Source organism: Bacillus sp. BPN334 (genome assembly GCF_008368885.1).
In the GTDB taxonomy this organism is placed as follows: Bacteria; Bacillota; Bacilli; order Bacillales; family Bacillaceae_G; genus Bacillus_A; species Bacillus_A wiedmannii.
On record NZ_QOZW01000008.1, the window covers coordinates 237,104 to 260,790 of the forward strand.

Consider the following 23,687-nt stretch of genomic DNA (forward strand, 5'->3'; position numbering starts at 1 on the left):
GTCTTTTTTCATTAAGGGGGCAAATATGTTTAATAAGGCTATCGTTATCGGAGGAAGTATAGCAGGAAAACTCGCAGCAAAAGCATTATCATCTACTTTTAAAGAAGTAATCATTATAGAAGTTGGTGAAAGCTGGGATGGAAAGTCTTCAAGAAAAAGAATTCCACAAAGTAATCATCCTCATGTGTTATTGAAAGGTGGAGAAAAAGCGATTGAGGAATTGTTTCCTACTATCACTAATGAATTAATTGAAGCGGGTAGTATCATAAATAACTTTACTCGTGACTTAAAATGGCATCAATTTGGTTTATGGAAACAACCATTCACAGGAGAAGTACATATGATTCAACAAAGTAGGCATTTGCTTGAATGGCATATTCAAAAACGAATACATCAAATTTCAAATATTACTATTAAATTTGGAACATTAGTTGAAGGGTTATTAGTAGATAGGAAGCTTAACAAAGTATGTGCAGTAAAAACTAAATGTTTAGAGACTGGCACACAAGAAAACATTCAAGCAGATATTGTTGTTGATGCGAGTGGATTCGGTTCAAAAAGTATAGCTTGGTTACGTGAATACAATATTGAAGTGCAAGAAGAGAAAATGCGTATTGATTTATTTTACGCAACTAGAATGTTTAAACTTAAAGAAAATGAGAAATTAGACTGCTGTAATATGCTAATGTCTCCAAGCTTCCCTGACAATCCGTATGGCGTACTTATTCAAACGATTGAGGATAATCGTTATTTTGTTACTTTCAGCGGATATGCAAATGAGAAAGCACCACAAACAGATGATGGATTTTATGATTTTGCTGAAAACTTATCAATTTCTAATGTGACAGATTTTCTAAATAAAGCTGAGGCAATTTCAAATATCAAAACGTACAAAATTCCATATCAAGTACGTAGGCGATTTGATTTAGTGAATCATCTACCCGAAAGATTGTTAGTAGTTGGGGATGCACATTGTCGTTTCGATCCTGTTTTTGGGCAAGGTGTTTCAGTTGCAGCTATAGAAGCTCACCAATTGCAGTTACTTTTACAAAGGAAACAAAAGCTTGATAAAGCATTTACAAAGCAGTTTTATAAAGAGACTGCTCATATCATACAAACCCCTTGGGAAATGACTACAACGGAAATATCACGTCATCCTCAGCTAAAAAGAGAATTAACGATAAAGCAAAAATTTCAGCTATGGTATACGAAACAAATATATCAACTATCTGCAACTGACTCTGACGTTTATATTCGATTAGTAAGAGTGATGAATTTAATTCGTAGTCCATTGCATCTATTTCATCCGAAAGTACTACTTGCTGTGTTACTGAAGCGTAAAAATAGCAGGAAAATAATCGATTAAAAAAGAATATATAACAGTTAGTATATATAGAAGGAGTAAGCGAGATGAAAATATACATAGAACAATTAAAGAAACACGATGCGAAGGATTTATTTACGTTTGAACTTACGAATAAATCTTTTTTTGAAACAATGGTACCAAATCGTGGCTCGCAATATTTTGATTTTGAATATTTTCAAAAGCTATTAGACGATTTATTAATAGAACAAGCGGATGGAGATTCTTATTTTTATTTAATTCGTAATGAAGAAAAAGAAATTGTAGGACGAATAAATTTAGTAGATATAGATATGGAATTCCGGAGCAGTTCGTTAGGTTATCGAGTCGGAGAAAAGTTTACTAAAAAAGGAGTTGCAACAGCAGCTGTAAAATTAGTTTTAGACGTAGCGAAAAATAATGAAATTAATGAGATTCATGCTAAAACAACTATTAATAATCTCGCATCACAAATTGTACTAGAAAAAAGCGGATTTTCTTCTTATCATAACGAAGCAGATACAACATCTGTAGAATTAAACGGGGAACATGTGAAGTTTGTACATTATATATGGAGAAATACTTCACGCTTATAATAAGGGGGGACTTATACATGAATGATTTACGTTATCCAATTGGGCAATTTACATACAAACGTCCTATAACTGAAGAAATGATTGATACATGGATTCAAGAAATTGAAGATTTACCTAATGAACTAGCAAAAGCAATTAAAGATTTAGATCAGAAGCAGTTAGACACACCGTATCGAGTTGGTGGATGGACAGTTCGTCAAGTAGTCCATCACGTTGTTGATAGCCATATGAATAGCTACATACGCTTTAAATTAGCACTAACAGAAAAGAATCCAACTATTAAACCATATAAAGAAGAGAAGTGGGCCGAACTACCTGATTCTAAATTACCAGTAGACGTTTCACTAGTAATGTTAGATTCGTTACATAAAAGATGGGTTAACCTATTATATTCTCTAGAACTACAACATCTAGAAAAGACATTTAATCATCCGGAAACTGGTGAAACAAAACTTGCTGCTGCAATTGGACTCTATGCATGGCACGGACGTCATCATACAGCGCATATAACTTCATTAAGAAAGCGACTAAATTGGTAACATGAAGATTACATTAGAGAAAGCGACAGAAAATGATGCAGCAGTTTTATTTCAAATGCAAATAGACTCATTTAGTCCTTTATTAAATAAATATAAAGACTATGAAACAAATCCAGCAAATGAATCTATTGAAAAAACTATTTTAAGAATAAATAATCCCAGCAGTAATTTTTATAAGATGATAATAGATTCGAAACTTGTTGGAGCGATTTGTATATCCCAAAAAGAAATACCTTATAAATTTTGGATCAGTCCAATGTTTATTCATCCAAACTATCAAGGGAAAGGAATCGCTCAGAAGGTACTTATTTTAATTGAAGAGATGTTTCCAGAAACACGGAGCTTTGAACTTGCTACGATTTTAGAAGAAGAAAGAAATTGTTTTCTATACGAAAAGATGGGGTATAAAAGAACGGAAGAAATAAAGAAATTAAATGATAAAACTACACTTATTTATTACAAAAAAGAAAGGTAAAGCATTTAAAATAAGCTTTACCTTTTTATGTAGTTTGAGATTAAATATACAAAACTAATGCATATTCTTCCAAAATACTCGGGTTAGTAATTTAAAAAATGAATAAACATACTAAAAGGCGTTATTTCGTCGTATATGTTACTAACGCTTTTTGAATGCTTAAAACACTATCGTCACCTTTAAATTCTTTCGTAATTGGCGTACTTAAACTAGATACCCAAATTTTAAGCTCAGCATCTAAATCAAAATGCCCGGCTGTTTCAATGCTGAATTGTGTAATGCTTTTATAAGGAATAGAATGATACCTAAAATCTTGTGCTAACATATAATTAAGAAAACAGAAGTAGAGGGATATAGCATGAAAAATATTGGTTTAGTATTAGAAGGCGGCGGAATGAAAGGATTATATACTGCAGGAGTACTCGAATATTTTATGGAAAGGGACTTATTCTTTCCGTATGTAGTCGGTGTATCCGCCGGAGCGTGTATGGGAGCAACATATTTGTCACGTCAAAAAGGAAGAAATAAAAAAGTGAATACAGAGCTAGTAGCAGATCACAGGTATATATCTTATCGAAACTTAATTCAAAAACGTGAATTATTTGGAATGGATTTTTTATTTGATGAAGTACCAAACAAAATTGTACCGTTTGATTTTCAAACATTCCTAAATTCAAATGAACAGTTTGTAATCGGAACGACTGATTGTGAATCAGGACAGGCAGTTTATTATAATAAAACAGAACATGGAAATGATATTTTAAAAATTATTCGTGCATCAAGCTCTGTGCCGTTTATAGCACCTGTTGTAGAATATGATAATCGAAAATTGTTAGATGGAGGGATTATAGATCCTATTCCAGTTTTTAAAGCGCAAAATGATGGTTATTTAAAAAACGTTGTTATAATGACAAAGCCAGAAGGATACGAGAAGCAGCGTAATAAATTTTCTGGACTAGCTAAAATTTTATATAGAAGATATCCAAAAATCGCAGAGCATTTAGTAGAACATTATCGTTTTTATAATGAAACTGTATCTTATATGAATCACAACGAACAAAAAGATAATTTTTATGTAATTCAGCCAAGCGCACAGCTTCCTATAAGCGGAATAGAAAGAAATAAAGAGAAACTTGTTAACCTATATAATCTCGGCTATACAGATGCTCAATATCATTATGAAAAATTATTAAATTGGATTGAGAAATAAAGGGGTGGAAAGTTGCTATTAGGTAAAAAGGTTATTTTTAATGAATTGCAGAAAATGCATAGTCCGCTGCTTAAACCGTTTCCGAATTGTGACCTTCGAAAAATACGAAAAGATTTTAATAATATGTTTACAGAAGATGATTGCATAAGCGCTGATTTAAATTATTATTGGATGCATACAGCAGGTACTTTAAGTTACATACTTAATAACAACGAAAAGGAGATTGTGTTTGATCAAATAAAGTGGCTAAAGAAATCGTTTTTTGAATGGTTTCCGCAATATCGTTTTATAGAAACAGAAATTGTGAAGTATCCCATTTTGTATAGAGATTTCATGAATTATGAGAAGGCCCGGAAACTATTACTGTATTATCTTACTGAATAAAAATAAAAACGTACAAGTTATGCTGCTTGTGCGTTTTTTTGTTCATAAAAAATACAATATTTATCCATTGTTTATATAGGGATTCTAATACGAAGAAAGAAGTACATATAGAAAGATATAAGGGAGGGAGAGGCGTTTAACGACTGTTTTCCTTTAATGCATTGTCCAACTCGAATAAAGTTTGTTATTTATGTTAAAATATTTCGAGTGAAATTAAAACAGGAGGGACAACATTAACATGGAAAACGTATCAAATATAGATAAATTGGAATCAATAAAATCTTTACAATCGACTATTCGTAAACTTGAAAATGCGCTATCACAAATGAATCAAAAAGGTGCAAATACTACATTAGTAAAAAAACGACTTAAAGCAGTTTGCGTAGGGTTAGCAGTACTAGAAAACGTTTGGAATCAAGAAAGTCACCAGTATAGTCAAGAAGAGTTAGCAGAAGCTCGTAATGTCCTTGCTGGTTTGCTTCCATCCATTGAGAGGGCCTATGATAAGTTTAAAGCTGGAAGTCCTCAAAAAACGCTTTTAACAAGACGGATAAAAGCATTGGAACTTTCTATTCAGGCAATTGATAAACTTTCTAATAAATAACTCATCTAAATACATAACATCCTAATCCTAATTTTTATAAAAACAATCTAGTGAAAAGAAATACAAAGGAGGAAGATGGGTGACTTCAATAATTAGTCCTAAGTTAGAGGAGCTTAATAATCAATTAAAGAATGGAAATGAGACAGCTTTTTATACTTTTTTACATGAAATAAAGTCGAATAATACACCACTAATAGAACAATGTCCTGTAGATAATAAGTATAAGCTTATAACGTATATATGGAGACCAAAAAACTGAAAATGTTTATGTATTCGGTAGTTTTCCTGGTTGGGATCTGTCTGTAAATCAATTAAAACGATTGTTACAGACAGCAGATATATGGTATAAAACGTTTAGGACAGATAAGAGTTTTATTTCAACTTATTATTTTTCAGTAAACGATTTTTTTGAAAATGATTGGATAAAGCGTAGTGAACAGTACGAACTAGACAAATTTAATGGAAATACATTTGAAGACGGTGCCAATAAAGCGTCTGTGTTAAACATAGGGATGGAAATACAGTATAGCAGTCGTTTTCCTTCAAACCATTATCCATCCGGAAAAATTGAAACATATTCTTTTCATAGTACGATTTTAAATAACACACGTAAAATTCATATTTATACGCCTCATGACTATTCTCACACTTCACATCTTCAAGAACTTCTCATTGTGTTTGATGGGAATTCATTCATTCATTCATAACCTTTCAATCGCAAGAACACTCAATTATTTAATATACGAAAAAGAAATCCCATCTTGTATTGCTGTTGCAATAGATTCTGTTGATCGACTAGAAGAGCTAACTTATAACGATAAAATGAATACATTTTTAACGGAGGAACTACTTCTGTGGATTAAAGCTAGGTATCACGTATATCAAGAAAAGAATCATACAACAATTGCTGGTTTCAGTCTTGGTGGCATAGCAGCGTTTTATGCAGCGCTTCAAAATCCACATGTTTTCGGAAACGTGTTGTCAATGTCTGGATCCGTGCATTGGAAAAAGGATGGTTATGAAAATCAAATTCCTTGGATTGAAAATCAAATTTCATCTATAGATTTAAATGCGATTCAACCTCATTTTTATATTGCAGCAGGAGAACTTGAAAACAAACCTCTTTTAACAGCTAATAGACGCCTGTATAAAGCTTTAAAAGGAAAAGGATACCAAATTACTTATGAAGAGTTTCAAGGCGGACATGACGGTGTTTGGTGGCGAGAAAAGTTGTTTGATGGATTGAAAGCATTAAAACTTACAAAAACGACACTCTAAATTAAAAAGGAGAGAGAGTCTATGAATCAAGAAGAACTAGATAAAAAACTAAAAAAGCAAGAGATATTAGTAAAAGATGAGAAGGTTTGGTCCTTTACGTATGAGGATCATATTAGTTCTATCGTTAAAGAAGCAGAAAAGAAAGGGTCTTTTGATAATTTACCCGGTAAAGGGAAGCCTCTTAATCTTGATAATGATCTTTCTTACAATCCTGAAAAGCAACTGTATAGAACGCTAAAGAATAATCATGTTTTACCTAGGTGGATTGAGCTTTCAAAAGAAATTGATGATTTAAAAGAGAGACTAAAAGAAAATACAAATACTGCAGAAGCAGCTAATTTAATTCGAACTATTAATAAAAAAGTTTTAGAACATAATTTACTTTGTCCACCAAGTGCGCAAAAAACGAGGATGAAAACTGATATTTAACGATTTTCAATGCAGCTATCTCTTGCTATATAATTAAGTAAGGCATTTTCAATTCATTATTAAAGGGAGGCAAATGTAATGAAGAATACGTATCAACTTCAAATTCCGAAAGAACTAGAGCAGTATCGTAGTATTTTAGAAGAAAGTGTGAAGCCGTATATTAAAGTGTCTGGAGCGAAAGCAGAGACAACGCTTTTTGAGAGTAAGTTTGGTGGTTATCCGTATTTACCTATAGATCAAGAGCATCCTAAAGATTCAAATGGACAACCTATGATGTTACTTGCGCAGTTAAACTTTGAAGAAATGCCGCATGTTTTATATATGCCTCAAAAGGGAATGTTACAGTTTTTCGTAAGTGCTGAAGATGAACTTTACGGAGCAGATTTTGACCATCCAACAACCCAAAAAGACTTTCGAATTATTTATCATTCTACAATTATAGAAGATTTGAATAAGGTTATTACTGATTTTAGTTATTTAAATACTTTTGAATTAGAGGACTTTATCATACCTGAAGCAGCAAAATTAAAGTTTGAATTAGGTTATCAACCCGTAACACCAAGGGATTATCGATTTGAAAAGATGTTTAGCGAGGAAATTGATTGGGAAGAAATTGTTGATGAAGAAAATAATACAGAATTAGGCGAACTGTATGATGATTTATGTGAAGATCAAGGGCATAAAGTTGGTGGTTATCCATTTTTCACACAGACAGATCCAAGGGAATGGGAAGAAAAATACCAGCAACATAATATATTATTATTGCAAATCGATACAGACGATTCATTAAATATTATGTGGGGAGATTCTGGTGTTGCTAATTTCTTTATTAAGAAAGATGATTTATTAAATCTAGATTTTTCCAATATTATTTACAATTGGGATTGTTATTAAAAATATATAAATGAAATACTAGCAAGCTAAAAAATCTTCCTAAAGGTGAGGGAGATTTTTTTATGTTAAAAATAAACGTTATGTTAACTAGAATAAAGAACAATGAGTGTAAGGAAAGTCAAGCGTAAATAACAGAAATAACAACAAATAAAGTAAAGTTATAAAACGTGTGTAAATAGCAATATAAATTCATTAAGTAAAACATAAAATAAAATTACTAATTTATATTTTGTATAGAAATAATTTTTTACATGAGAATTTCTTGCCGATCAAAAATGATTTTAATTCGTTAAATCTTAATGGATTATTGATTTGAATTTGATGTGATGGATTTATAACAAAAAGATTGATAAAAACTGTAGAAATTCGTTTAGATACGATTTTATTTAAATTTCACTAAAAATCTCCGTTTCGTCTCATTAAGTATAGTTTACTTGGTTTTTGATACCTGAGATTGCTTTATTTCTATAACTGCCTATAATATATATTATGTTAACTAGTAAAAAGTAATAAACTTATTATAAGTTAGTTTTAGTGGTTAGCCTCCCCTTTTTCTTTTAAATCATTCTGTGTGATGGATTGTTTAGTTATTTGTTTTATAAGTTCTTGATGATAATGTCTTCAGGTATAAATTAGATTTAAGACAATAAAAAATGCAATTCGTTTTAAATGAACGCATTAAACGAATTGCATGGATAAATTATTAATAATAAGTTTTTAAAATTAGTTTGCTACAGCAATTGCTTCAATTTCAATTAATAAGTTATCGGTAATTAACTTTCTAACTTCTACAGCTGAACTTGCTGGTGGATTTTTAGTATCTATGTATTGATCTCGTATATCTCTAACAATGGCCATTTGAGAAATATCTGTTAAGAAAAATGTTAATTTTACTACATCATTAAATTGTAATTCCGAAGTTTCTAATGCACTTTTAATATTTTCGAATACTTGTTGCGTTTGTGTAGCTAAATCACCAACACCAACTATTTGACCATCAGTATTTATTGCTACTTGCCCAGATATGTAAATTGTTCGTTTTGCGTTACTAATTTCGACTACATGCGAGTATCCAAAAGTTGGTGGCATCGTTTCTGGATTGATAAATTTCTTTTGCATGGTGTCTCTCTCCTTTTTTAGTAAATTAATTGTAAAATCCATGTATTTATTATGTTCCATAAATAAAACTAAGAATCCTTTAATGATTTCAAATTAAAAACCTTAGTATAGCTATCTTCATACCTATACTAAGGTTTTCTAGAGTTTTATATTTAGTTATCGCTAGTGGAACTTGTCAAATTAATCTCTTCATACTCTCTTTTAAATTGATTATCATTTTTTAACCAACGTTTAAAAGTCGATTCGCTTATTTCTAAATTTGAACAAGTTGTAGCATTGCATTTATTTTTCACATATTCTTTAAGGAAATTTTGTTTTCTTTGTTTAACGGCAGTTTGAGTTTGTTTTAGTTTTCGATCTTGTACTTGGTCTAAACTTAGACTTTCTTTCTGAAACACTTCATATTTTCTATGCAAATAAATATCTTTGTCTTTATAAATCCAATTTGAAAATAGTTGTATTGATTTTCTTTCTGTATGATACCATCTGCTGCTATAAACCCTAAAATATAAGCTGTGTTATTTGACCACGTTTTAAAATAATCTTCTGTTATGTCATACTTTCTCTTCCAACTCCCTATAGTGCGACTTGGAACGTTATTCTCTGTTAACACCATACGAATATACCTAGCAGAAACATTAGCAAGTGTAGCGATTTCTGAGGTGCTCTTCCCTTCTGCATATAGCTGCGTTATTTCAGATTTTGATAGTTTACATTTTGAGTACTTTTTTCTATTTACTTGCATTTATTAATTCTCCTTCCTTTTATTATTTAAAGGCGTATTTACTTCTATAACATACAATGAAACGTATGTTCTTCGTTGCGTATAAGAAGGTATTTACTAAATTAAAACAATTTACATTTACTTTATATTGGTTTTATCTGCTGCTATATGATTTGTATTTTATATATAAGAATAATGAATTTTACAAATTTATGAAATGTACTGCATTAAAGATGAAAGGTAAAATGATTTCGTTTAAACTACAATTAGCTACAATAACAACATACGTATATTGTTAAACGTAAAAAGGAGAACGAATGAAAAAGAAATATATAAATCAAATTCATACTGATGTAAGTTTTAAACCGAAAGATATTATAGGTTTAATGACGGATTACTTTAAAATGAAAACAAAGCTGCGTCCTGTAAAGAATTTACCTACTGTTTTATCGAATAAAAATAATGAATCTTTAGAGAGTCTGACATGGTTTGGGCACTCTGCTTCTCTTTTAAAAATAGAAGGTAAAACATTGTTATTAGACCCGATGTTTGGAGATGCCTCTTCCCCATTTCCTCTGTTTAATAGTAAACGTTATAGTGGTGTTTTTTCTTTAGAACGTGAAGAGCTTCAAGAAATTGATGCGATTATCATTTCACATAATCACTATGACCATTTGAATTACAAGAGTATTATGCAGTTAAAAGATCGTGCAAAACATTTTTATGTTCCAACTGGAGTTGCGCAATATTTAATGAAATGGGGCGTTTCACCTAGTAAAATTAGTGAGCATAATTGGTGGGACGAAATTGCGTTTGATAATATAAAATTAGTTTGTGCACCTGCAAGGCATTTCTCAGGACGAAGTATGACAGATAGAGATTGTTCGTTATGGTGTTCATGGCTTATTCTTGGTCAAGAGACTAAGGTTTTCTTTAGTGGTGATAGCGGCTATGCTCCTCACTTTAAGGAAATTGGTGATAAATACGGTCCATTTGATCTTACATTGATGGAATGCGGGCAATATGATCCGAGATGGCCTGCGATTCATATGTTGCCTGAAGAAACGGTACAAGCTCATATTGATGTAAAAGGAGAATTACTTCTTCCGATTCATTGGGGTGCTTTTACATTAGCATTACATGAATGGAGTGATCCGATTGAACGAGTTACGAATGAAGCACAACGTTTAGGAGTTAAAATCGCAACGCCGCAAATTGGTGAATCGACTACGTTAAAATCTACAGACTATCCGTCATCAGCCTGGTGGAGAGAAATTTAATTATAAATAAAAAAGAGTGAACCCTTTTATAAGGAATTCGCTCTTTTTCTGTATGTAAACTTATTTCACTATGTTTGCTTTCCCGCTATCTAAAACTCTATTTGTTTGTACAGAGGTAATATTAATAACCGTATTCATACTTTTATCAGTTAGTTCAATGAGTTCGTTTTCGTGATTGATTTTCTGTAAATCCCACACCATTCCATTGAACTCGTTATGCTGTCCACTTACTCTTACTATATTTTTCGTTTTACTTGATGGTTGTATTTGTAGTTTTGTAAATTGGTTCCCACTAATTTCATTTGGTGTAGTTACATTACTATCCATATAAATCATATTTACACAATCTTCAAGTGAGAAGTTCATAAAACGGTTGGCATTTATCCAAGCATAACCAGATTGCGGTTTCTTTGCTACTAATTTCAGCCCAGTTTCCATTCCTACAACTTTTATATTTTCAAAGTTAATAAATGAAATTTCATTTTCTTTCCCACCAGCATACAATGAAATTCCGGTACCTTTATTCGTTTCTGTCCAATTAATAATATTTATATCTTTTATTTGTGTTTTGTGCCAAGTGTTATAATACTTATTTTTTCCGTCTAAATATATAACTTCAGAATTAAATGTAGGATCGTCTATCGCTATATAAGCTCCTTCGATAGAAGCGTTTTTTTCTAATTCTAGAACTCTAAAATTACCTTCAACAACAAACTGTGTTCCATAACCGAATAATAATTTTACACCTTTTTTCACTACGATTGGTGACGTAATTTTATATTTCTTATCCTCAAGCAATACTGTTTTAATTGTACTAGCCTCTGCTTTATTAATAGCAGATTGTATTTTGTTTGAATCATTTTTACCTTTAAAGTCTTCTACATACACCTTATCATTTTTAGCTAAACTATCTTTTTTATTGAATTGATAAAAAGCAAAAGTAATTAGAACTACAGCTATGAGTAAAATAATTATTTTCTTCATTACACTCATCCTCATATAAGTTTTCTCCTTGGCTACTCTTCGAATAATCTATGGCTTTTATATTTAGGTTATAATGATTGTGCTGTGTATTATAGATTACAATTCCTGCTTTTTATAATTGAACTATATTATCTATAGAACTGTCCTACTTAGCCAATTCTTCATTCCTATAATCTATTAATTTATGATTAGATAAAACAAAGTTGTGTTCTAATATTAATTCATTGTGGAGTATTTTAGATAAAAATTTAGGTATCATCTCTCCTACGCCGTAATTATAGTCACTTAAAATCCAAGAAATCTCTTTCCAATCTAAAATTCCTTCTGATGCTTTTTTGGGAGTTTGATATGTAAATTCACTAAGTAGCTCTACTAGATAAATATACATACCGCCAGAATATGAAGAATCCTCCCATTTAATAATGCCTTTAAATTGAATTTGATCATGCTTAACTTCTATATTAGTCTCTTCTTTTATTTCACGAATCGCATTTTCTAAAGGTGTTTCTCCCTTTTCTATCTTTCCACCTACCCCGTTCCATAATCCTTTTACAGGGTCATATTCTCTATTTAACATAAGTATCTCTTCATTTCTCTTTATAAAACATAAAGTGTGCTTGTACATAATGTGATTCCTTCCTTTGTTATTAATAAGCTCTTACTGGAGATATAAGATGTACTGCTGCAGATTGTGTCCCTGCTTCAATTAATATCGGTCTCATAGAACCACTGAAACTTAAAGTAACCGTTTCTTCTTTTATTGCCTTTAAGGCATCCATCATAAATCGTCCATCAAAAGATATATTTAATTGTTTTTCACCTTGAATCTTATCTATCTGTTGTGTCTCGGATATTTTTCCAATCTGAGAAGCATTAGAAGAAATTTTAATTGTTGATTCGTTTATGATTTCTAAGTTGACATTGTTATTTGCCCATTCGCTTGCTAATAAGTTTGATCGATCTACACCTTGTAAAATCCTTTTTCTATCTACGTTAATGACTGTTTGAAATTCATTTGGAATTAAACTAGATATATTAGGATATTTTCCTTCAATTAATCTTGAATATAATGTAGTTGTACCGAATGTAAAAATAATGTGACTTTCTGAAAGATAGATGTATACGAATTCTGAATTACTATTCATTAATTTTAGCAGTTCACTAATAGTTGCACTTGGTACGATACAACTTGCTTTCACATCTGTAGATATTTTCGTTTCGCGTATAGCAAGTCTATGTGAATCAGTTGCTACGCAAATTAACTTAGTATAATCTAACTCTAAATGAACACCAGTAAGAACAGGTCTAGATTCATTTTTAGCTACTGCAAAGGCTGTTTGTTTAAACACTTCAATCAATTGTTCCGTTTCTACTTGTACTTTTGCATGATCGTCTATAAGTGGTACATTCGGAAACTCATATGTTGGAAGTCCATTTAAGTTTAATGTAATTTCTTCTGACTGTATCGCAATAATTTGCTCATCCTTACTTTTTATTGTTACATTGCTTGGCATTTTCTTTATAATTTCAATGAAATATTTTGCAGGTACTACAATAGTCCCTACTTTTAATATAGTTGTAATTTGGTCGTCTTCGTTAGAACTAGGGATGAATCTTTCGATGAAAATATTTGAATTACTTGCGATTAAAGTAATTCCAGATTGATCTGCAATTATTTTTATACCGGATAGTATAGGGATTATAGCTTTGGTAGATATAGCTTTACTTACTTCTGAAAGTGCTTGAGTGAAATGTTTATGATTAACGATAAACTCCATTTTTTCCCCGCCTTACATGAAATGATAATTTTATGAAGATTGATGAATGATTGTTCCGTTAAAGAAGTAAGGTACTGTTTCTTTCCTTTGTAATGTATTTAATAAGTGTTCTGGTATACGTAAATGCGGTGCTGCTCTATGTAATTCCATCCAAGTAATCTCTTCAATTTCTTTTGGCCTTGATATATATGTCTCTCCGCCAATTATTTCGCCTAAAAAATTAAAGAAAATTGCATGGTGACCTCTCTCTTCGAAAAAAGCTTCGCTAATAGAACAAATACCGTTTACAGTTATATGTAACCCTGTTTCTTCTTTCACTTCCCGAGTTACTGCCTCTTCTAACGTTTCTCCCAATTTAACTGCGCCACCTGGTAGCGTGTAATAAGAACCGTTCTTTCCTTTGTTTTTTACCATTAAGATCTTTTCGTTTGTATTATCGTATAAAAGTGCATATGTAACATTTACTTTTTTCATCTAAGTCCACCTTTAATAACGAGAATTTTCTGCCTTTGTTACATTCTACCATTTAATCGTTTTAAAATATAAAAAAGTTAATAGAGTAGTTCATTTATCTGCTCTTAGTAAAAGTAATAATCGATAAACCTTCATTACTAAATAAAAAAGAACGTATTTTGAAAGTAAATATTCAACGTACGCTCTTTATGCTTTATTTTGGGATTCTATATATTTTCTAATCTTTTTTCTAAATAATATCGATTGTGCCCTTTAGGGTGGTCTTCACTTACTCCAATCACCTTATATCCATGCTTTTTATAAAAATCAGGAGCTTGAAAGCTAAAAGTATCTAAATTGATTAGCCTACATTCATTTTCAATTGCAAATTCTTCAATAAGTTTTAATAACTTGCTTCCGTAGCCTTCGTGTCTATACTCATCAGAAACCCAAAGGAAATCGACATGTACGTGGTGCCAAAATGTAATTGCAGTTATTCCGCCTACAATTTCTTCCTTTTCATTTCTCACTATAAAACTAATTTTTTCTGAAGGCTTTTTCTCTTCATCCGAAATATGTTTTTGGTTATATTCAATTACTTTTTCTCTTATGTAATCACTATCTTCTTGGACCCATTGTTTTACTATTTTCATTTTAAGTAGCACACTCCTTTTAAAGTATATATTCAATTTAATAATCGTAATATCCTGTCTAACTTAATAGTCGTAGAGCACTGTTTCATTTCACTAAAATAAAGAAAAGCCGTACTACATTTTATCTGTAGTACGGCTTTATACGGCGTTTGATTCTTTTTAATTAAAACTTCCGTTAGTTTTAACATATTAGTACAATAATTCAATTGTATTACTGCGAAAAAGAATGAACATTCCTAAGCCAATTAGAACAATTGGAACGATAATATGACAATTTCTCTCAAGTACTTTAGCTAAAATAGGAGCTCTTAACAATGTGTAGCTAATAAAACACCATATTGCTATCATACAAAAAAAGATAACTAATGTAACAATATTAGTTTTAAGATTTTGACTAGCGAACATGGGTATATAAATTGAAATATTATCAGCTCCATTAGCTAATGTAATCGAGGCTACTTTAAATAATGAGCTAGAAGCGTTATCAATGACTTCATTCCTTTTATAAGAACGAAGTGACAATAGTACTTTTACCCCCATATACATTGGCACGAATCCTAATAACCCAATCCACGATATAGGAATGAAAAAAGAGCTTAAAGAACCAATGATACTTAGGAAAATAATTACACTAAACCCTAAATATTGTCCAACAACAATATAAAGTTCTTTCATCTTAGTTTTTTCCCGGACAGCTCTACCTTCTTTCTTAATTACTCCTGTCTTTACTTGTGAAAATAAAACAAGGAGTATAAAAATGTCATCAATATTTGTTGAAGTGAATGCCATAAAAGAAGAAATTATGGTTGTAACCAATATAAGCCAATTACCTTTATAATAAAATACTGGTATATAAATGAATTTCATGTCTAATAAAAAAATTGGTTAATGTAGGTTTAAAATAACATTTCAGTTCCGTTTATAAAACCATATGAATATTTTACTAATCTGCTACTTAGTTCGTTGAGAAATAAATCATTTTATTACTTTTCAAATCATTTTACTTAGAATTAAGTAATTCTTTTCTTCCTACACGAGTAGTAAAAACGGAAAATCAAATATTTTGCAATATAAAAAGAGCCCTATATAAGGACTCTTTTTATAATTAAGCTATCTTCCGATACAAATGTTGTGTTTCTTTATTCTTTTCTGCTTTTGGTGGACGAATTAAAATCGAAATAATGAAGGAAATAACACTTAAAACACCGATTATAATAAAGGTCGGTTGAAATCCACCAAGTAATGCTCCAATGAACGCTCCTGCAAGTGCACCAAACCCGAAACCTTGATATACAATCCCGTAATTTGTACTATGGTTTTTTAATCCGAAGAAATCTCCAACAATTGCTGGGAAGATTGTGATATTACCACCAAAGCAAAAGGCAACACTTGCTACACAAGCGAAATAAATACCGTAATTTAGTGGAATGAAACTTAAAGTAAAGACTGACAATCCAATAATAATAAACGTTGCAGAGACAATTTTCATTCGGCCAATTTTATCTGATAACGTTCCAAGAACGATTCTACCTACCGTATTAAAAATTGCAATCATTGCAACGGCGTTAGCGGCGGTTGCTGCACTAAGTCCAACGAGCTGTACCCCAATATCTTTCACCATACCGATTAAATATAGACCGCCCATACACGATGTGAATAGCATAAAAAACAAAAGATATACTTGTTTCGTTCGCATCATTTCACGAGGCGTATAATCATTGTGTAATGTCTCAGTTACAGTATTACTCACTATTGCTTCACGTAAGAAGAACGATCCGGTTAATACTAAAAGTAAAACGATGATACCCCAATATAAAAATGCTTGTGATACACCAAGACTATCGATAAGACTTCCGTTTATATATCTAAAGATTAAGCTGCCCATTCCATATGCCGAAACAGATATACCAGAAATAAGTCCTTTTCGATTTGGAAACCATTTAATTAAATTAGATAGTGATGTAATATAAGCAGTTCCATCTGCATAACCAACAACGACACCAGCTAATAAATATAGTAATGGTAAGGAAGAAACTTGTGAACTAAGTATTAAACCGAGCCCCAAAACAATCCCTGCAGTAGCGATGAGTTTACGAAGTCCTAATTTTTGCTGCAACTTTCCTGCAAATAAGGTTGAGAATGATAATGAAAAACTTGTTATGGAGAAAGTTATCGCTACGGAATTGAGGTTCCATCCAAACTTACTAACAAGGGGTTGATTAAATAAACTCCATGTATAAATTGTTCCAAGGCCAATTTGAACAATAATTGTACCTAGAACAATTAGTAACGGATTTATAGAAGTTTGTTTCATACTAACTGTCCCCTTCTTTTATTTTGACATGATTTTTCACAGTTAGTATAACCATCATAAAATGCAAGATACTGTGTGGAAAATGGAAATTAAGTTCATATACACAAAAAGACACTTCATAATGAAGTGTCTTTTTGCAGGTTATATTAGATTTACTTAAAGAAAGCTTTGTTAAGATAAGACATTTTCGAATGCTTATGTATATAGGATACCAAAAGATTTTTGTTATGTGATGGGACTTAAGATGTATTTTTCATTCATCATATAGTCCGATGAACGAAAAATTAGTATTCAATTTCATCAAAATCCTTCGGCTGCGGTACCGTTTGCATATTAGCAGCATCTTTAGGATCGCTATAAATTGCATTTTGTTCTGTATTCACATCTTTAATATTTTGTTTTTTGTTTTTATTCATTTTATCTTTCATTTTCTTTCACTCCTTTTCATTATAGGTGTAATTATGCCCTATTACCGTTACGAAATGTATCAGCGACTAAATTGCTAAATTCACGTAAATAATATAAATAATTATCACCGCCGTAGTTATATCTTTTATTGTACATTTTCGCAACAACTACATTACATTCAGGTATTACTAAAAGAGTCGGTCCTGTAATTCCTAATATTTGATACGATCCTTTCGGCACTCGTTCACCAAGTTCACTTGAAAGCGCAGGTTCATTTTGAACATACCAAAACAACCCGTTTTGTGGTAGTTCATTGTTTGTAAATGTTGGACTCTGCAAACCTGTTGCAATTTCTATCACTTCTTTTGGAATAATTTTCTTACCATTTATCACACCTTGATTTAAATGAAGATTGCCCCAATAAGCAAATTCTCTAGCTGAGACAAACAGATTTTTTTCAGTACCATCATCTACCGTACCAATTTCACTAATTGCGTCTTCATTTGGATTATCAACAACTTTAACTAAGTTTTCATCTTGCTGAATTCTCCAACCTGTTTCTTTGAAGTTAGCTAGATCAAAAACACGCTCCTTTAACAATTCAGGAAAACTTTTGTTATATAGCTGATAAATAAGACGTGTTACCATTCTTACATTAATATCTCTATACGCCCATGCTTGTCCAGGTTCAAATTCACGAAAAATTGTCCCGTCATTCGTTTCTCCTAAACCGTGCGAATGGGTTACTAAATGTCTTATCGTTGTTTTACCAAGTAATACAGGGTCGAAATCATTAAAGTACTTTATCGCCTCGTCATCAATAGAATTTATTTTCCCCTCGTAAAGCGCATATGCTACCATTAATCCTAAATAACTTTTTCTCGCAGAAGCAACATTAAATTGTGAAGATGCTGTTATTTTTTTACTTGTAGATATATTTGAATGATGACCACTATAATGCTCTAGTACAATTTTATTATCTTTTATAATGCACAGTGCTGTTGCAGAACTATGATTTTCTTCTTTTATATTCTCAACCCAAGAAATCAATTTATCGTACGTATACAAATAAATCCCCCTTACCATGAATAAAAAATTACAACATGAAAGAAAAGTATAAAATAGTATTTACACCTTTCTTTCATGTGAAATATTATTGATGTTCTATACTTAAATGATCCACCAGTTCCAGCAATTAAAGCAGCTGAAACATCCAGCGCAACCTACGCATCCGCCACAACGTCCTGCACAACCTCCGCATCTTCCGCCGCCACATCCACCACAGCGTCCACCACAACCTCCACATCCGCCACAACGACGCGCTTCGTCTTGAATGTAATAGTATGGATATTGATTTTGTTGTAGTTGATCCCAATACACAACATTACCAGATTGATAATCATTAAGGTTTAATGATTGTAATTCTTGTTGAAACTGATTCATTACGAAACCCTCCATTTATACAAATAAATTCCGTCCAAATGTTACAGTTTATCTATTTTTGCAAACAAAGTAGAAATCAGACTATAGACTAAATGCGTACATCAACAAAATATGAACTTACACTAGGTGATGTACCTTGTTTTATAGCCTATTTTCTTAATCTCCTTTCAGTGAACGTATTTACTATTAATAGAGGTGCTTAAAAATTACTAATCCAACAGTTGAGTAGTTCATCACTTAATTTTCTTTCTAGTAACTCTTTAACTGAAGGCACTGGCATGATTTTATACGTATGTAAAGCTTCTTGATTATAATCTATCCAGTGAAACGCTAAATGAGATTCTTTAGATTGTGGTATGAAATCAATATGTAACTCTTGCGAATCTACTTCAAAAATGTGATTGATTTCATGATGAATAACTTCTCGGTCTTCCCATTGGTTTTCTATGACTCCTAAAAAGTTTTTTATACTACAGTTTACTCCGAGTTCTTCTCGTAGTTCTCTTATTAATGCATTCTCAGCTGATTCGCCAACTTCAACATGACCACCTGGTAAAAAATAATGATGGCCAATATATTCAGCCATTAACAATTTTTTATCCTTTATCATAACAGCGCGTACAATATGGTGAAATTTATTTTTCAATTGCTATTCCTCCCAGTTATTTAATTTCATCTTTCATTTCACATCTTTACTTCGTATTACTTAAACGAACAAACGATATACTTGCTCACCATCATATTCATGTCCCAATGGTTGAAAACCGTAAAGTTCATACAGTTTCTTTGCAAAGACATTATCTTTATGTACTGTTAATCTAATTTCTTTACACGCCTTACATGTATTTTTTATTAAGTAAATACTTTCTTGTAATGCCGCTTTACCATACCCATTACCTTGCTGCATTTGATCAATAATAAATCCATTTATCCAATACATATCAGTTGTTTCTCTTACAACAGCATGCATAATAAAACCAACCATTAGATTGCCGTCATATATCGCAAATGGTATATACTCTACATTGTCTCCATCTGGTTTTATATACACTTTAGCAAGTGAAACTGCTACAGATGGAACAAATTTTATTTGCTCTTCTTTAACTTGTAACTTTAATGCATCTTCCCAATTCTCTCTCGTAACAACTTTTAACTGGACATTCAATATTGTAAGCTCCTTTATAAAAAGAATGTATTTATATATTCAACGTAGTGAAATATATCCCTTTTTCGACAACAACTTATAACATGATTTTTATAAAATCTTGAATGAATTGTTGTTCATCAATTTCTAACGCTATACGGGAACCTTTAGATATAGAGCTAGGGCGAAAATCAGCGAATGTTTGTCCTTTCGTATCTCCGTATGTATCTACATTCACTGTACGAAGCGCAAATTTTAAAAAACTTGGGTTAACTAATCCACTTATAGCAACCACATCATGTAGCAAAGGCCCTTCGATAGATGGATTAAGTTTTTGGTATGCAGATAAATAGTAATCATACATCGGTTTCATTATCGTATGAAATGGATTTTTTGCATTAGCTTGGATATAGTTAAATACATTTGGAGTTAACACAGCTTTATTTGTTACATTTAAAGGGAATATAAATAAATTCTTTGCTTGCTGAAAAATAATTTTACTTGCTATAGGATCTCCATACACGTTTGCCTCTGCTAATGGCGTAACGTTTCCTACTTCTAAAAAAACACCACCCATGAAATAGATTCCTTTTACATTCAGCATTAAATCATTCCATAAATTAAAAGCAATCGCTAACGAGGTAGATCTTCCTACATCGACAATTGTTAAATCTTTCCCGTACTTTACAAGAATCGCAGCAATACTGCCAAAATTGTATATCGGAATAGATAATACGCTTTCTGGAACATGGATGGGCCCTAATCCTTCTGCTCCGTGAATTTCAGGGTAGTACATAGTAATTTCTTCTGTAAGTGGTTTTGTTGCACCACTAATGACAGGAATGTCTTGTCTATTTGCTAACTGTAAAATATACGCTGCATTATGTGCAGCATGTATATGCTCAACATTTCCGTATCCGGTTACAATACCGACAATTTCAATTTCGGGATGCAATAAACCATACATAATAGCAAATGAGTCATCAATACCTGGGTCTCCGAAAAATAATACTTTTTCCAAGAAATACCCTCCCCTCATAAAAAATTGAGTCATTAATAACTATGTATATGAAAAAAGTAAGTATATCTATGCAAATTTTAGAACGGATAATGTTTTACAAAATATTAAAAAGGAACTAGCGTATGCTAATTCCTTTCTTAAGTAACCATTCTCAAATTTAATTAATTATCGTATCCTTCATAAATTGCAGCATTTATTTGATTTTGTGTCTTTTTATCTTCAGGTACAGGTTTCCACCAATTTCCTGTAATAAATAACATAGTTAATAAATTATAACTATCACTAAAATAGCTTTCTCTCTTATTCTTCATCCAATCCCAACCGCTATTTACCCACTTTTGATTATTGCTATCCGTTATACTTGCAGCAATAAACGGTGAAACAAATACAGCAGTTGGATAACTACCAATATTGGATCCGTTTAATTGATAACCATCCACAATTTTAGAAGGATTTCCATTCGTTTTATTTTGAATCCATGAAGAGACTTTATCAGAAATGAGTTTACTTCTTTTCTCGCTGTACATCGCATAGTCCATTACAATTCTCAATGGTACCCGACTAGCATTGTAATAATATGCATTTGTATATTCTGACTCATCTAAGAAGTCTTTAGGTGCGGGTTGTGGTGGGTTTTTCACAACGAAATCTGAAATAAGTCCTGTATTTTGAGAGTACTTATTACTAAATTGCGTATAAACATCGTACAAATTATTAATAACAGTAAGCCAAGTTTTATCACCTGTAAATTCATAAAATGCTCTAAGGTGTGACATCATCCAATCAGATGGTCTCGTATCAAATGAATTTTTAGAATCCCAATCTCCCAAATTTAGTCGGTTATTATTTGTAACATTACTAGCTTTAATACCTTTTGTAATCATGTCTTGTGCTTCTTTCAAATAATTAACCGTTCCATGTGATCCCCACTGCTTATGAGCAAGAAGAAGAGAATACGCAATATCTAAATCCCCATCAGTAGCAGAATCAAAATGACCTTGTGCTTTTTTACTATCTGCGACAACCCATCCCATTAAATTAGGATTTTGAGAGCTTTTAAAAGTTCTTGCTGTTTTTAATAAACCGTCATAGATTTTTTGAGCATTCGAATCATAACCAGCCATTAATACTGTAATTATCATCCCATACCCTTGACCTTCTGAAGTTCCAAGTGGCTTAAACCCATCAGCATCACCCGTAATCTCTCCTTTTACGTAATAACCACCAGGTAAAGAAGATAAATCATTTTTCAAATATTTCTTTTTCCAATTATCGTAGTAACTTCTTACAGAAGCATTTAAACTTTCCTGTGTAACATGATTTGGTTTTATAACACCTGCATAATTAACTTGCTGGGGAAATGGTTTCATTTCTTTTACAGCAGCTACTTGTTGATTAACTATGGGAATAGAAGTTTGTACTGAATTGTCCATTACATTTGCTGCGAAACTAGAATTAGAAAAACTAGCTAGTCCAATTCCTATAATAGAAATACATGTGAAAATTTTTCTTTTTCCATTCATTATGTTGTCATCTCCTTTTAAAATGCTTACTATATAAAATATAACATACAATATTTAACTGAAATGCAAAATATTATATTTATCAACATAAGAAGGAAATTACATAAAAAAGTATCATAAAATTATTATTGAATTACATTATACGGATTGATTATTTGCTAAATTCCTATGTTTTTCTTTTCTTAATACTGGTATATGAGCAATCACAATTCCAAGTATAGTAATCCCTCCGCTAATTATCGAAACAAAAGTTGGCACTTCTCCTAACCATATCCAAGCAACAAAACATGCAGTTACTGGAGTTAAATATAGAGAACTTGTTGCCTCAGCAGCACCAGAATGAGATATGATATATGCCAATGCGATATATGGGAGTACTGTTGGAAATAAACCTAAAAATATAACACTCATATTCACTTCAAGAGGAGCTGCTAGTATTTCTTGATAAACTCCGGGTAAGAAAATAAGCATACATACAGTACTAGACAAAATTGTATATATGGTAAGTGGCAAGAAACCATACTTTTTTAAGTAAGAAATTTGGAAAACGAAAAATAAGCTTTCTGAAATCGCTACTAATAATATAAATAATCCTCCACTATTCAATTGAATAGCATCTCCTTGACTAAATGATATGAAAGCAATTCCTATAAAACTAATTACACCACCGATCCAACCATTTATTTTCATTTTTTCATTCAAAAAAACAGATGCAAAAATAGCCGTTACTATAGGTGTGACTGAAACAATTTAACTTGCAGATCCAGCATTTACTGTTTTTTCGCCGTAGTTTAATGCAATGTGATAAAAAGTGAATCCTAAAGCACCGAACATAAAAATTGCTGGGATATCCTTTAAATCCGGTAGCCGTAACTTGTAAATAAAAGAAAACAACAGAAGTATAAATGAAGCGATTAATAAACGTAGTAAAGTAAGATGCTCAGGTGTATAAGATTCAAGCCCCATACGAATTGCCGGAAAGGCAGTCCCCCATATAAAAATCGTAAAAGCATGAGCACAAATAATCCGAAAATCCCATTTTTTATAATTCATGTTTTTCTCCCCCTTCAAACCAACCACTTTATAATTACC

Annotated in this window: 24 protein-coding genes and 5 pseudogenes; 11 read left to right on the plus strand and 18 right to left on the minus strand. The window is 31.6% G+C overall.

Annotated features, from left to right (window positions below; translation table 11 throughout):
- Positions 1 to 25 precede the first annotated feature (25 nt).
- The 4 genes and pseudogenes from DN393_RS13240 to DN393_RS13255 all read left to right on the plus strand — a co-directional run.
- Positions 26 to 1,366, plus strand: coding sequence for an FAD-dependent oxidoreductase (locus DN393_RS13240; protein WP_149173571.1), 1,341 nt, complete (start codon positions 26 to 28; stop codon positions 1,364 to 1,366).
- Between the two features lie 44 nt (positions 1,367 to 1,410).
- Complete coding sequence (locus DN393_RS13245) at positions 1,411 to 1,938, plus strand: GNAT family N-acetyltransferase (RefSeq protein WP_064475414.1); 528 nt, start codon at positions 1,411 to 1,413, stop codon at positions 1,936 to 1,938.
- A gap of 17 nt (positions 1,939 to 1,955) precedes the next feature.
- Positions 1,956 to 2,477 (plus strand): YfiT family bacillithiol transferase, encoded by a 522-nt coding sequence (locus tag DN393_RS13250; protein ID WP_064475413.1) that lies wholly within the window; start codon positions 1,956 to 1,958, stop codon positions 2,475 to 2,477.
- A gap of 1 nt (position 2,478) precedes the next feature.
- A pseudogene (locus DN393_RS13255) lies at positions 2,479 to 2,952 on the plus strand (GNAT family N-acetyltransferase); the annotation flags it as partial.
- Positions 2,953 to 3,073: 121 nt separating this feature from the next.
- Here DN393_RS13255 and DN393_RS13260 read toward each other — a convergent pair.
- Positions 3,074 to 3,256: pseudogene (locus DN393_RS13260) on the minus strand (PH domain-containing protein); the annotation flags it as partial.
- Between the two features lie 54 nt (positions 3,257 to 3,310).
- On the opposite strand from DN393_RS13260, the gene DN393_RS13265 reads away from it, so the two are divergent.
- The 6 genes and pseudogenes from DN393_RS13265 (at position 3,311) to DN393_RS13290 (ending at position 7,751) form a co-directional block, all read left to right on the plus strand.
- Positions 3,311 to 4,162, plus strand: a complete 852-nt coding sequence (locus DN393_RS13265) for a patatin-like phospholipase family protein (RefSeq protein WP_149173573.1) — start codon at positions 3,311 to 3,313, stop codon at positions 4,160 to 4,162.
- A 12-nt stretch (positions 4,163 to 4,174) separates the two neighbouring features.
- Positions 4,175 to 4,546: a YxiJ-like family protein gene (locus tag DN393_RS13270; RefSeq protein ID WP_002127599.1), complete on the plus strand. Its 372-nt coding sequence runs from the start codon at positions 4,175 to 4,177 to the stop codon at positions 4,544 to 4,546.
- A gap of 238 nt (positions 4,547 to 4,784) precedes the next feature.
- Positions 4,785 to 5,150, plus strand: a complete 366-nt coding sequence (locus tag DN393_RS13275; protein WP_088046690.1) for a hypothetical protein — start codon at positions 4,785 to 4,787, stop codon at positions 5,148 to 5,150.
- A gap of 79 nt (positions 5,151 to 5,229) precedes the next feature.
- Positions 5,230 to 6,428: pseudogene (locus tag DN393_RS31950) on the plus strand (alpha/beta hydrolase).
- A gap of 21 nt (positions 6,429 to 6,449) precedes the next feature.
- Positions 6,450 to 6,857: a DnaJ family domain-containing protein gene (locus DN393_RS31955; protein WP_064475410.1), complete on the plus strand. Its 408-nt coding sequence runs from the start codon at positions 6,450 to 6,452 to the stop codon at positions 6,855 to 6,857.
- Between the two features lie 78 nt (positions 6,858 to 6,935).
- On the plus strand, positions 6,936 to 7,751 hold the full coding sequence (locus tag DN393_RS13290) for a YwqG family protein (protein WP_098103123.1): 816 nt from the start codon (positions 6,936 to 6,938) through the stop codon (positions 7,749 to 7,751).
- A 723-nt stretch (positions 7,752 to 8,474) separates the two neighbouring features.
- Here DN393_RS13290 and DN393_RS13295 read toward each other — a convergent pair.
- A complete protein-coding gene (locus DN393_RS13295; RefSeq protein WP_064475408.1) occupies positions 8,475 to 8,870 on the minus strand; it encodes a RidA family protein in 396 nt (131 codons plus the stop codon).
- A gap of 152 nt (positions 8,871 to 9,022) precedes the next feature.
- Positions 9,023 to 9,615, minus strand: a pseudogene (locus tag DN393_RS13300) (hypothetical protein).
- A 296-nt stretch (positions 9,616 to 9,911) separates the two neighbouring features.
- On the opposite strand from DN393_RS13300, the gene DN393_RS13305 reads away from it, so the two are divergent.
- Complete coding sequence (locus DN393_RS13305; RefSeq protein WP_098101559.1) at positions 9,912 to 10,874, plus strand: MBL fold metallo-hydrolase; 963 nt, start codon at positions 9,912 to 9,914, stop codon at positions 10,872 to 10,874.
- A 60-nt stretch (positions 10,875 to 10,934) separates the two neighbouring features.
- On the opposite strand, the gene DN393_RS13310 is transcribed toward DN393_RS13305, so the two are convergent.
- The 15 genes and pseudogenes from DN393_RS13310 to DN393_RS13375 all read right to left on the minus strand — a co-directional run bounded on the left by DN393_RS13310 (position 10,935) and on the right by DN393_RS13375 (position 23,648).
- Positions 10,935 to 11,873, minus strand: a complete 939-nt coding sequence (locus DN393_RS13310; protein WP_149173574.1) for a hypothetical protein — start codon at positions 11,871 to 11,873, stop codon at positions 10,935 to 10,937.
- A gap of 130 nt (positions 11,874 to 12,003) precedes the next feature.
- Positions 12,004 to 12,483, minus strand: coding sequence for an NUDIX hydrolase (locus tag DN393_RS13315; RefSeq protein WP_064475405.1), 480 nt, complete (start codon positions 12,481 to 12,483; stop codon positions 12,004 to 12,006).
- 22 nt (positions 12,484 to 12,505) lie between these two features.
- Entirely contained in the window at positions 12,506 to 13,636 is a 1,131-nt protein-coding gene (gene dnaN, locus DN393_RS13320) for a DNA polymerase III subunit beta (RefSeq protein ID WP_064475404.1), read from the minus strand.
- A 30-nt stretch (positions 13,637 to 13,666) separates the two neighbouring features.
- A complete protein-coding gene (locus DN393_RS13325; RefSeq protein ID WP_000757647.1) occupies positions 13,667 to 14,110 on the minus strand; it encodes an NUDIX hydrolase in 444 nt (147 codons plus the stop codon).
- A gap of 206 nt (positions 14,111 to 14,316) precedes the next feature.
- Positions 14,317 to 14,742, minus strand: coding sequence for a GNAT family N-acetyltransferase (locus tag DN393_RS13330; protein ID WP_064475403.1), 426 nt, complete (start codon positions 14,740 to 14,742; stop codon positions 14,317 to 14,319).
- Between the two features lie 189 nt (positions 14,743 to 14,931).
- A complete protein-coding gene (locus tag DN393_RS13335; RefSeq protein WP_064475402.1) occupies positions 14,932 to 15,558 on the minus strand; it encodes a cadmium resistance transporter in 627 nt (208 codons plus the stop codon).
- A 289-nt stretch (positions 15,559 to 15,847) separates the two neighbouring features.
- Positions 15,848 to 17,056, minus strand: coding sequence for an L-lactate MFS transporter (locus tag DN393_RS13340; RefSeq protein WP_064475401.1), 1,209 nt, complete (start codon positions 17,054 to 17,056; stop codon positions 15,848 to 15,850).
- Positions 17,057 to 17,340: 284 nt separating this feature from the next.
- A complete protein-coding gene (locus DN393_RS31530) occupies positions 17,341 to 17,484 on the minus strand; it encodes a hypothetical protein (protein ID WP_000653369.1) in 144 nt (47 codons plus the stop codon).
- Between the two features lie 31 nt (positions 17,485 to 17,515).
- Positions 17,516 to 18,532, minus strand: coding sequence for a serine hydrolase domain-containing protein (locus DN393_RS13345; RefSeq protein WP_098101555.1), 1,017 nt, complete (start codon positions 18,530 to 18,532; stop codon positions 17,516 to 17,518).
- A 102-nt stretch (positions 18,533 to 18,634) separates the two neighbouring features.
- A complete protein-coding gene (locus DN393_RS13350; protein ID WP_064475399.1) occupies positions 18,635 to 18,907 on the minus strand; it encodes a heterocycloanthracin/sonorensin family bacteriocin in 273 nt (90 codons plus the stop codon).
- 199 nt (positions 18,908 to 19,106) lie between these two features.
- Positions 19,107 to 19,553 (minus strand): NUDIX domain-containing protein, encoded by a 447-nt coding sequence (locus DN393_RS13355; protein WP_149173575.1) that lies wholly within the window; start codon positions 19,551 to 19,553, stop codon positions 19,107 to 19,109.
- Positions 19,554 to 19,613: 60 nt separating this feature from the next.
- A complete protein-coding gene (locus DN393_RS13360; RefSeq protein WP_098101551.1) occupies positions 19,614 to 20,072 on the minus strand; it encodes a GNAT family N-acetyltransferase in 459 nt (152 codons plus the stop codon).
- A 76-nt stretch (positions 20,073 to 20,148) separates the two neighbouring features.
- Entirely contained in the window at positions 20,149 to 21,072 is a 924-nt protein-coding gene (locus tag DN393_RS13365) for a nucleoside hydrolase (protein WP_064475397.1), read from the minus strand.
- A 161-nt stretch (positions 21,073 to 21,233) separates the two neighbouring features.
- Positions 21,234 to 22,595 carry a family 8 glycosyl hydrolase gene (locus tag DN393_RS13370; protein WP_149173576.1) on the minus strand — a complete coding sequence of 454 codons (1,362 nt, stop codon included), beginning with the start codon at positions 22,593 to 22,595 and terminating at the stop codon, positions 21,234 to 21,236.
- A gap of 138 nt (positions 22,596 to 22,733) precedes the next feature.
- A pseudogene (locus DN393_RS13375) lies at positions 22,734 to 23,648 on the minus strand (DMT family transporter).
- Positions 23,649 to 23,687: the final 39 nt, after the last annotated feature.

Excerpts from the sequence above, each read along its gene's own strand:
- DN393_RS31955 (WP_064475410.1), top strand. The coding sequence starts at position 6,450 with ATGAATCAAGAAGAACTAGATAAAAAACTAAAAAAGCAAGAGATATTA.
- DN393_RS13310 (WP_149173574.1), bottom strand. The coding sequence starts at position 11,873 with ATGAGGATGAGTGTAATGAAGAAAATAATTATTTTACTCATAGCTGTA.
- DN393_RS13315 (WP_064475405.1), bottom strand. The coding sequence starts at position 12,483 with ATGTACAAGCACACTTTATGTTTTATAAAGAGAAATGAAGAGATACTT.
- DN393_RS13245 (WP_064475414.1), top strand. The coding sequence starts at position 1,411 with ATGAAAATATACATAGAACAATTAAAGAAACACGATGCGAAGGATTTA.
- dnaN (WP_064475404.1), bottom strand. The coding sequence starts at position 13,636 with ATGGAGTTTATCGTTAATCATAAACATTTCACTCAAGCACTTTCAGAA.
- DN393_RS13290 (WP_098103123.1), top strand. The coding sequence starts at position 6,936 with ATGAAGAATACGTATCAACTTCAAATTCCGAAAGAACTAGAGCAGTAT.
- DN393_RS13250 (WP_064475413.1), top strand. The coding sequence starts at position 1,956 with ATGAATGATTTACGTTATCCAATTGGGCAATTTACATACAAACGTCCT.
- DN393_RS13275 (WP_088046690.1), top strand. The coding sequence starts at position 4,785 with ATGGAAAACGTATCAAATATAGATAAATTGGAATCAATAAAATCTTTA.
- DN393_RS13265 (WP_149173573.1), top strand. The coding sequence starts at position 3,311 with ATGAAAAATATTGGTTTAGTATTAGAAGGCGGCGGAATGAAAGGATTA.
- DN393_RS13370 (WP_149173576.1), bottom strand. The coding sequence starts at position 22,595 with ATGAATGGAAAAAGAAAAATTTTCACATGTATTTCTATTATAGGAATT.
- DN393_RS13340 (WP_064475401.1), bottom strand. The coding sequence starts at position 17,056 with ATGAAACAAACTTCTATAAATCCGTTACTAATTGTTCTAGGTACAATT.
- DN393_RS13240 (WP_149173571.1), top strand. The coding sequence starts at position 26 with ATGTTTAATAAGGCTATCGTTATCGGAGGAAGTATAGCAGGAAAACTC.
- DN393_RS13350 (WP_064475399.1), bottom strand. The coding sequence starts at position 18,907 with ATGAATCAGTTTCAACAAGAATTACAATCATTAAACCTTAATGATTAT.
- DN393_RS13305 (WP_098101559.1), top strand. The coding sequence starts at position 9,912 with ATGAAAAAGAAATATATAAATCAAATTCATACTGATGTAAGTTTTAAA.
- DN393_RS31530 (WP_000653369.1), bottom strand. The coding sequence starts at position 17,484 with ATGAAAGATAAAATGAATAAAAACAAAAAACAAAATATTAAAGATGTG.
- DN393_RS13325 (WP_000757647.1), bottom strand. The coding sequence starts at position 14,110 with ATGAAAAAAGTAAATGTTACATATGCACTTTTATACGATAATACAAAC.
- DN393_RS13295 (WP_064475408.1), bottom strand. The coding sequence starts at position 8,870 with ATGCAAAAGAAATTTATCAATCCAGAAACGATGCCACCAACTTTTGGA.
- DN393_RS13330 (WP_064475403.1), bottom strand. The coding sequence starts at position 14,742 with ATGAAAATAGTAAAACAATGGGTCCAAGAAGATAGTGATTACATAAGA.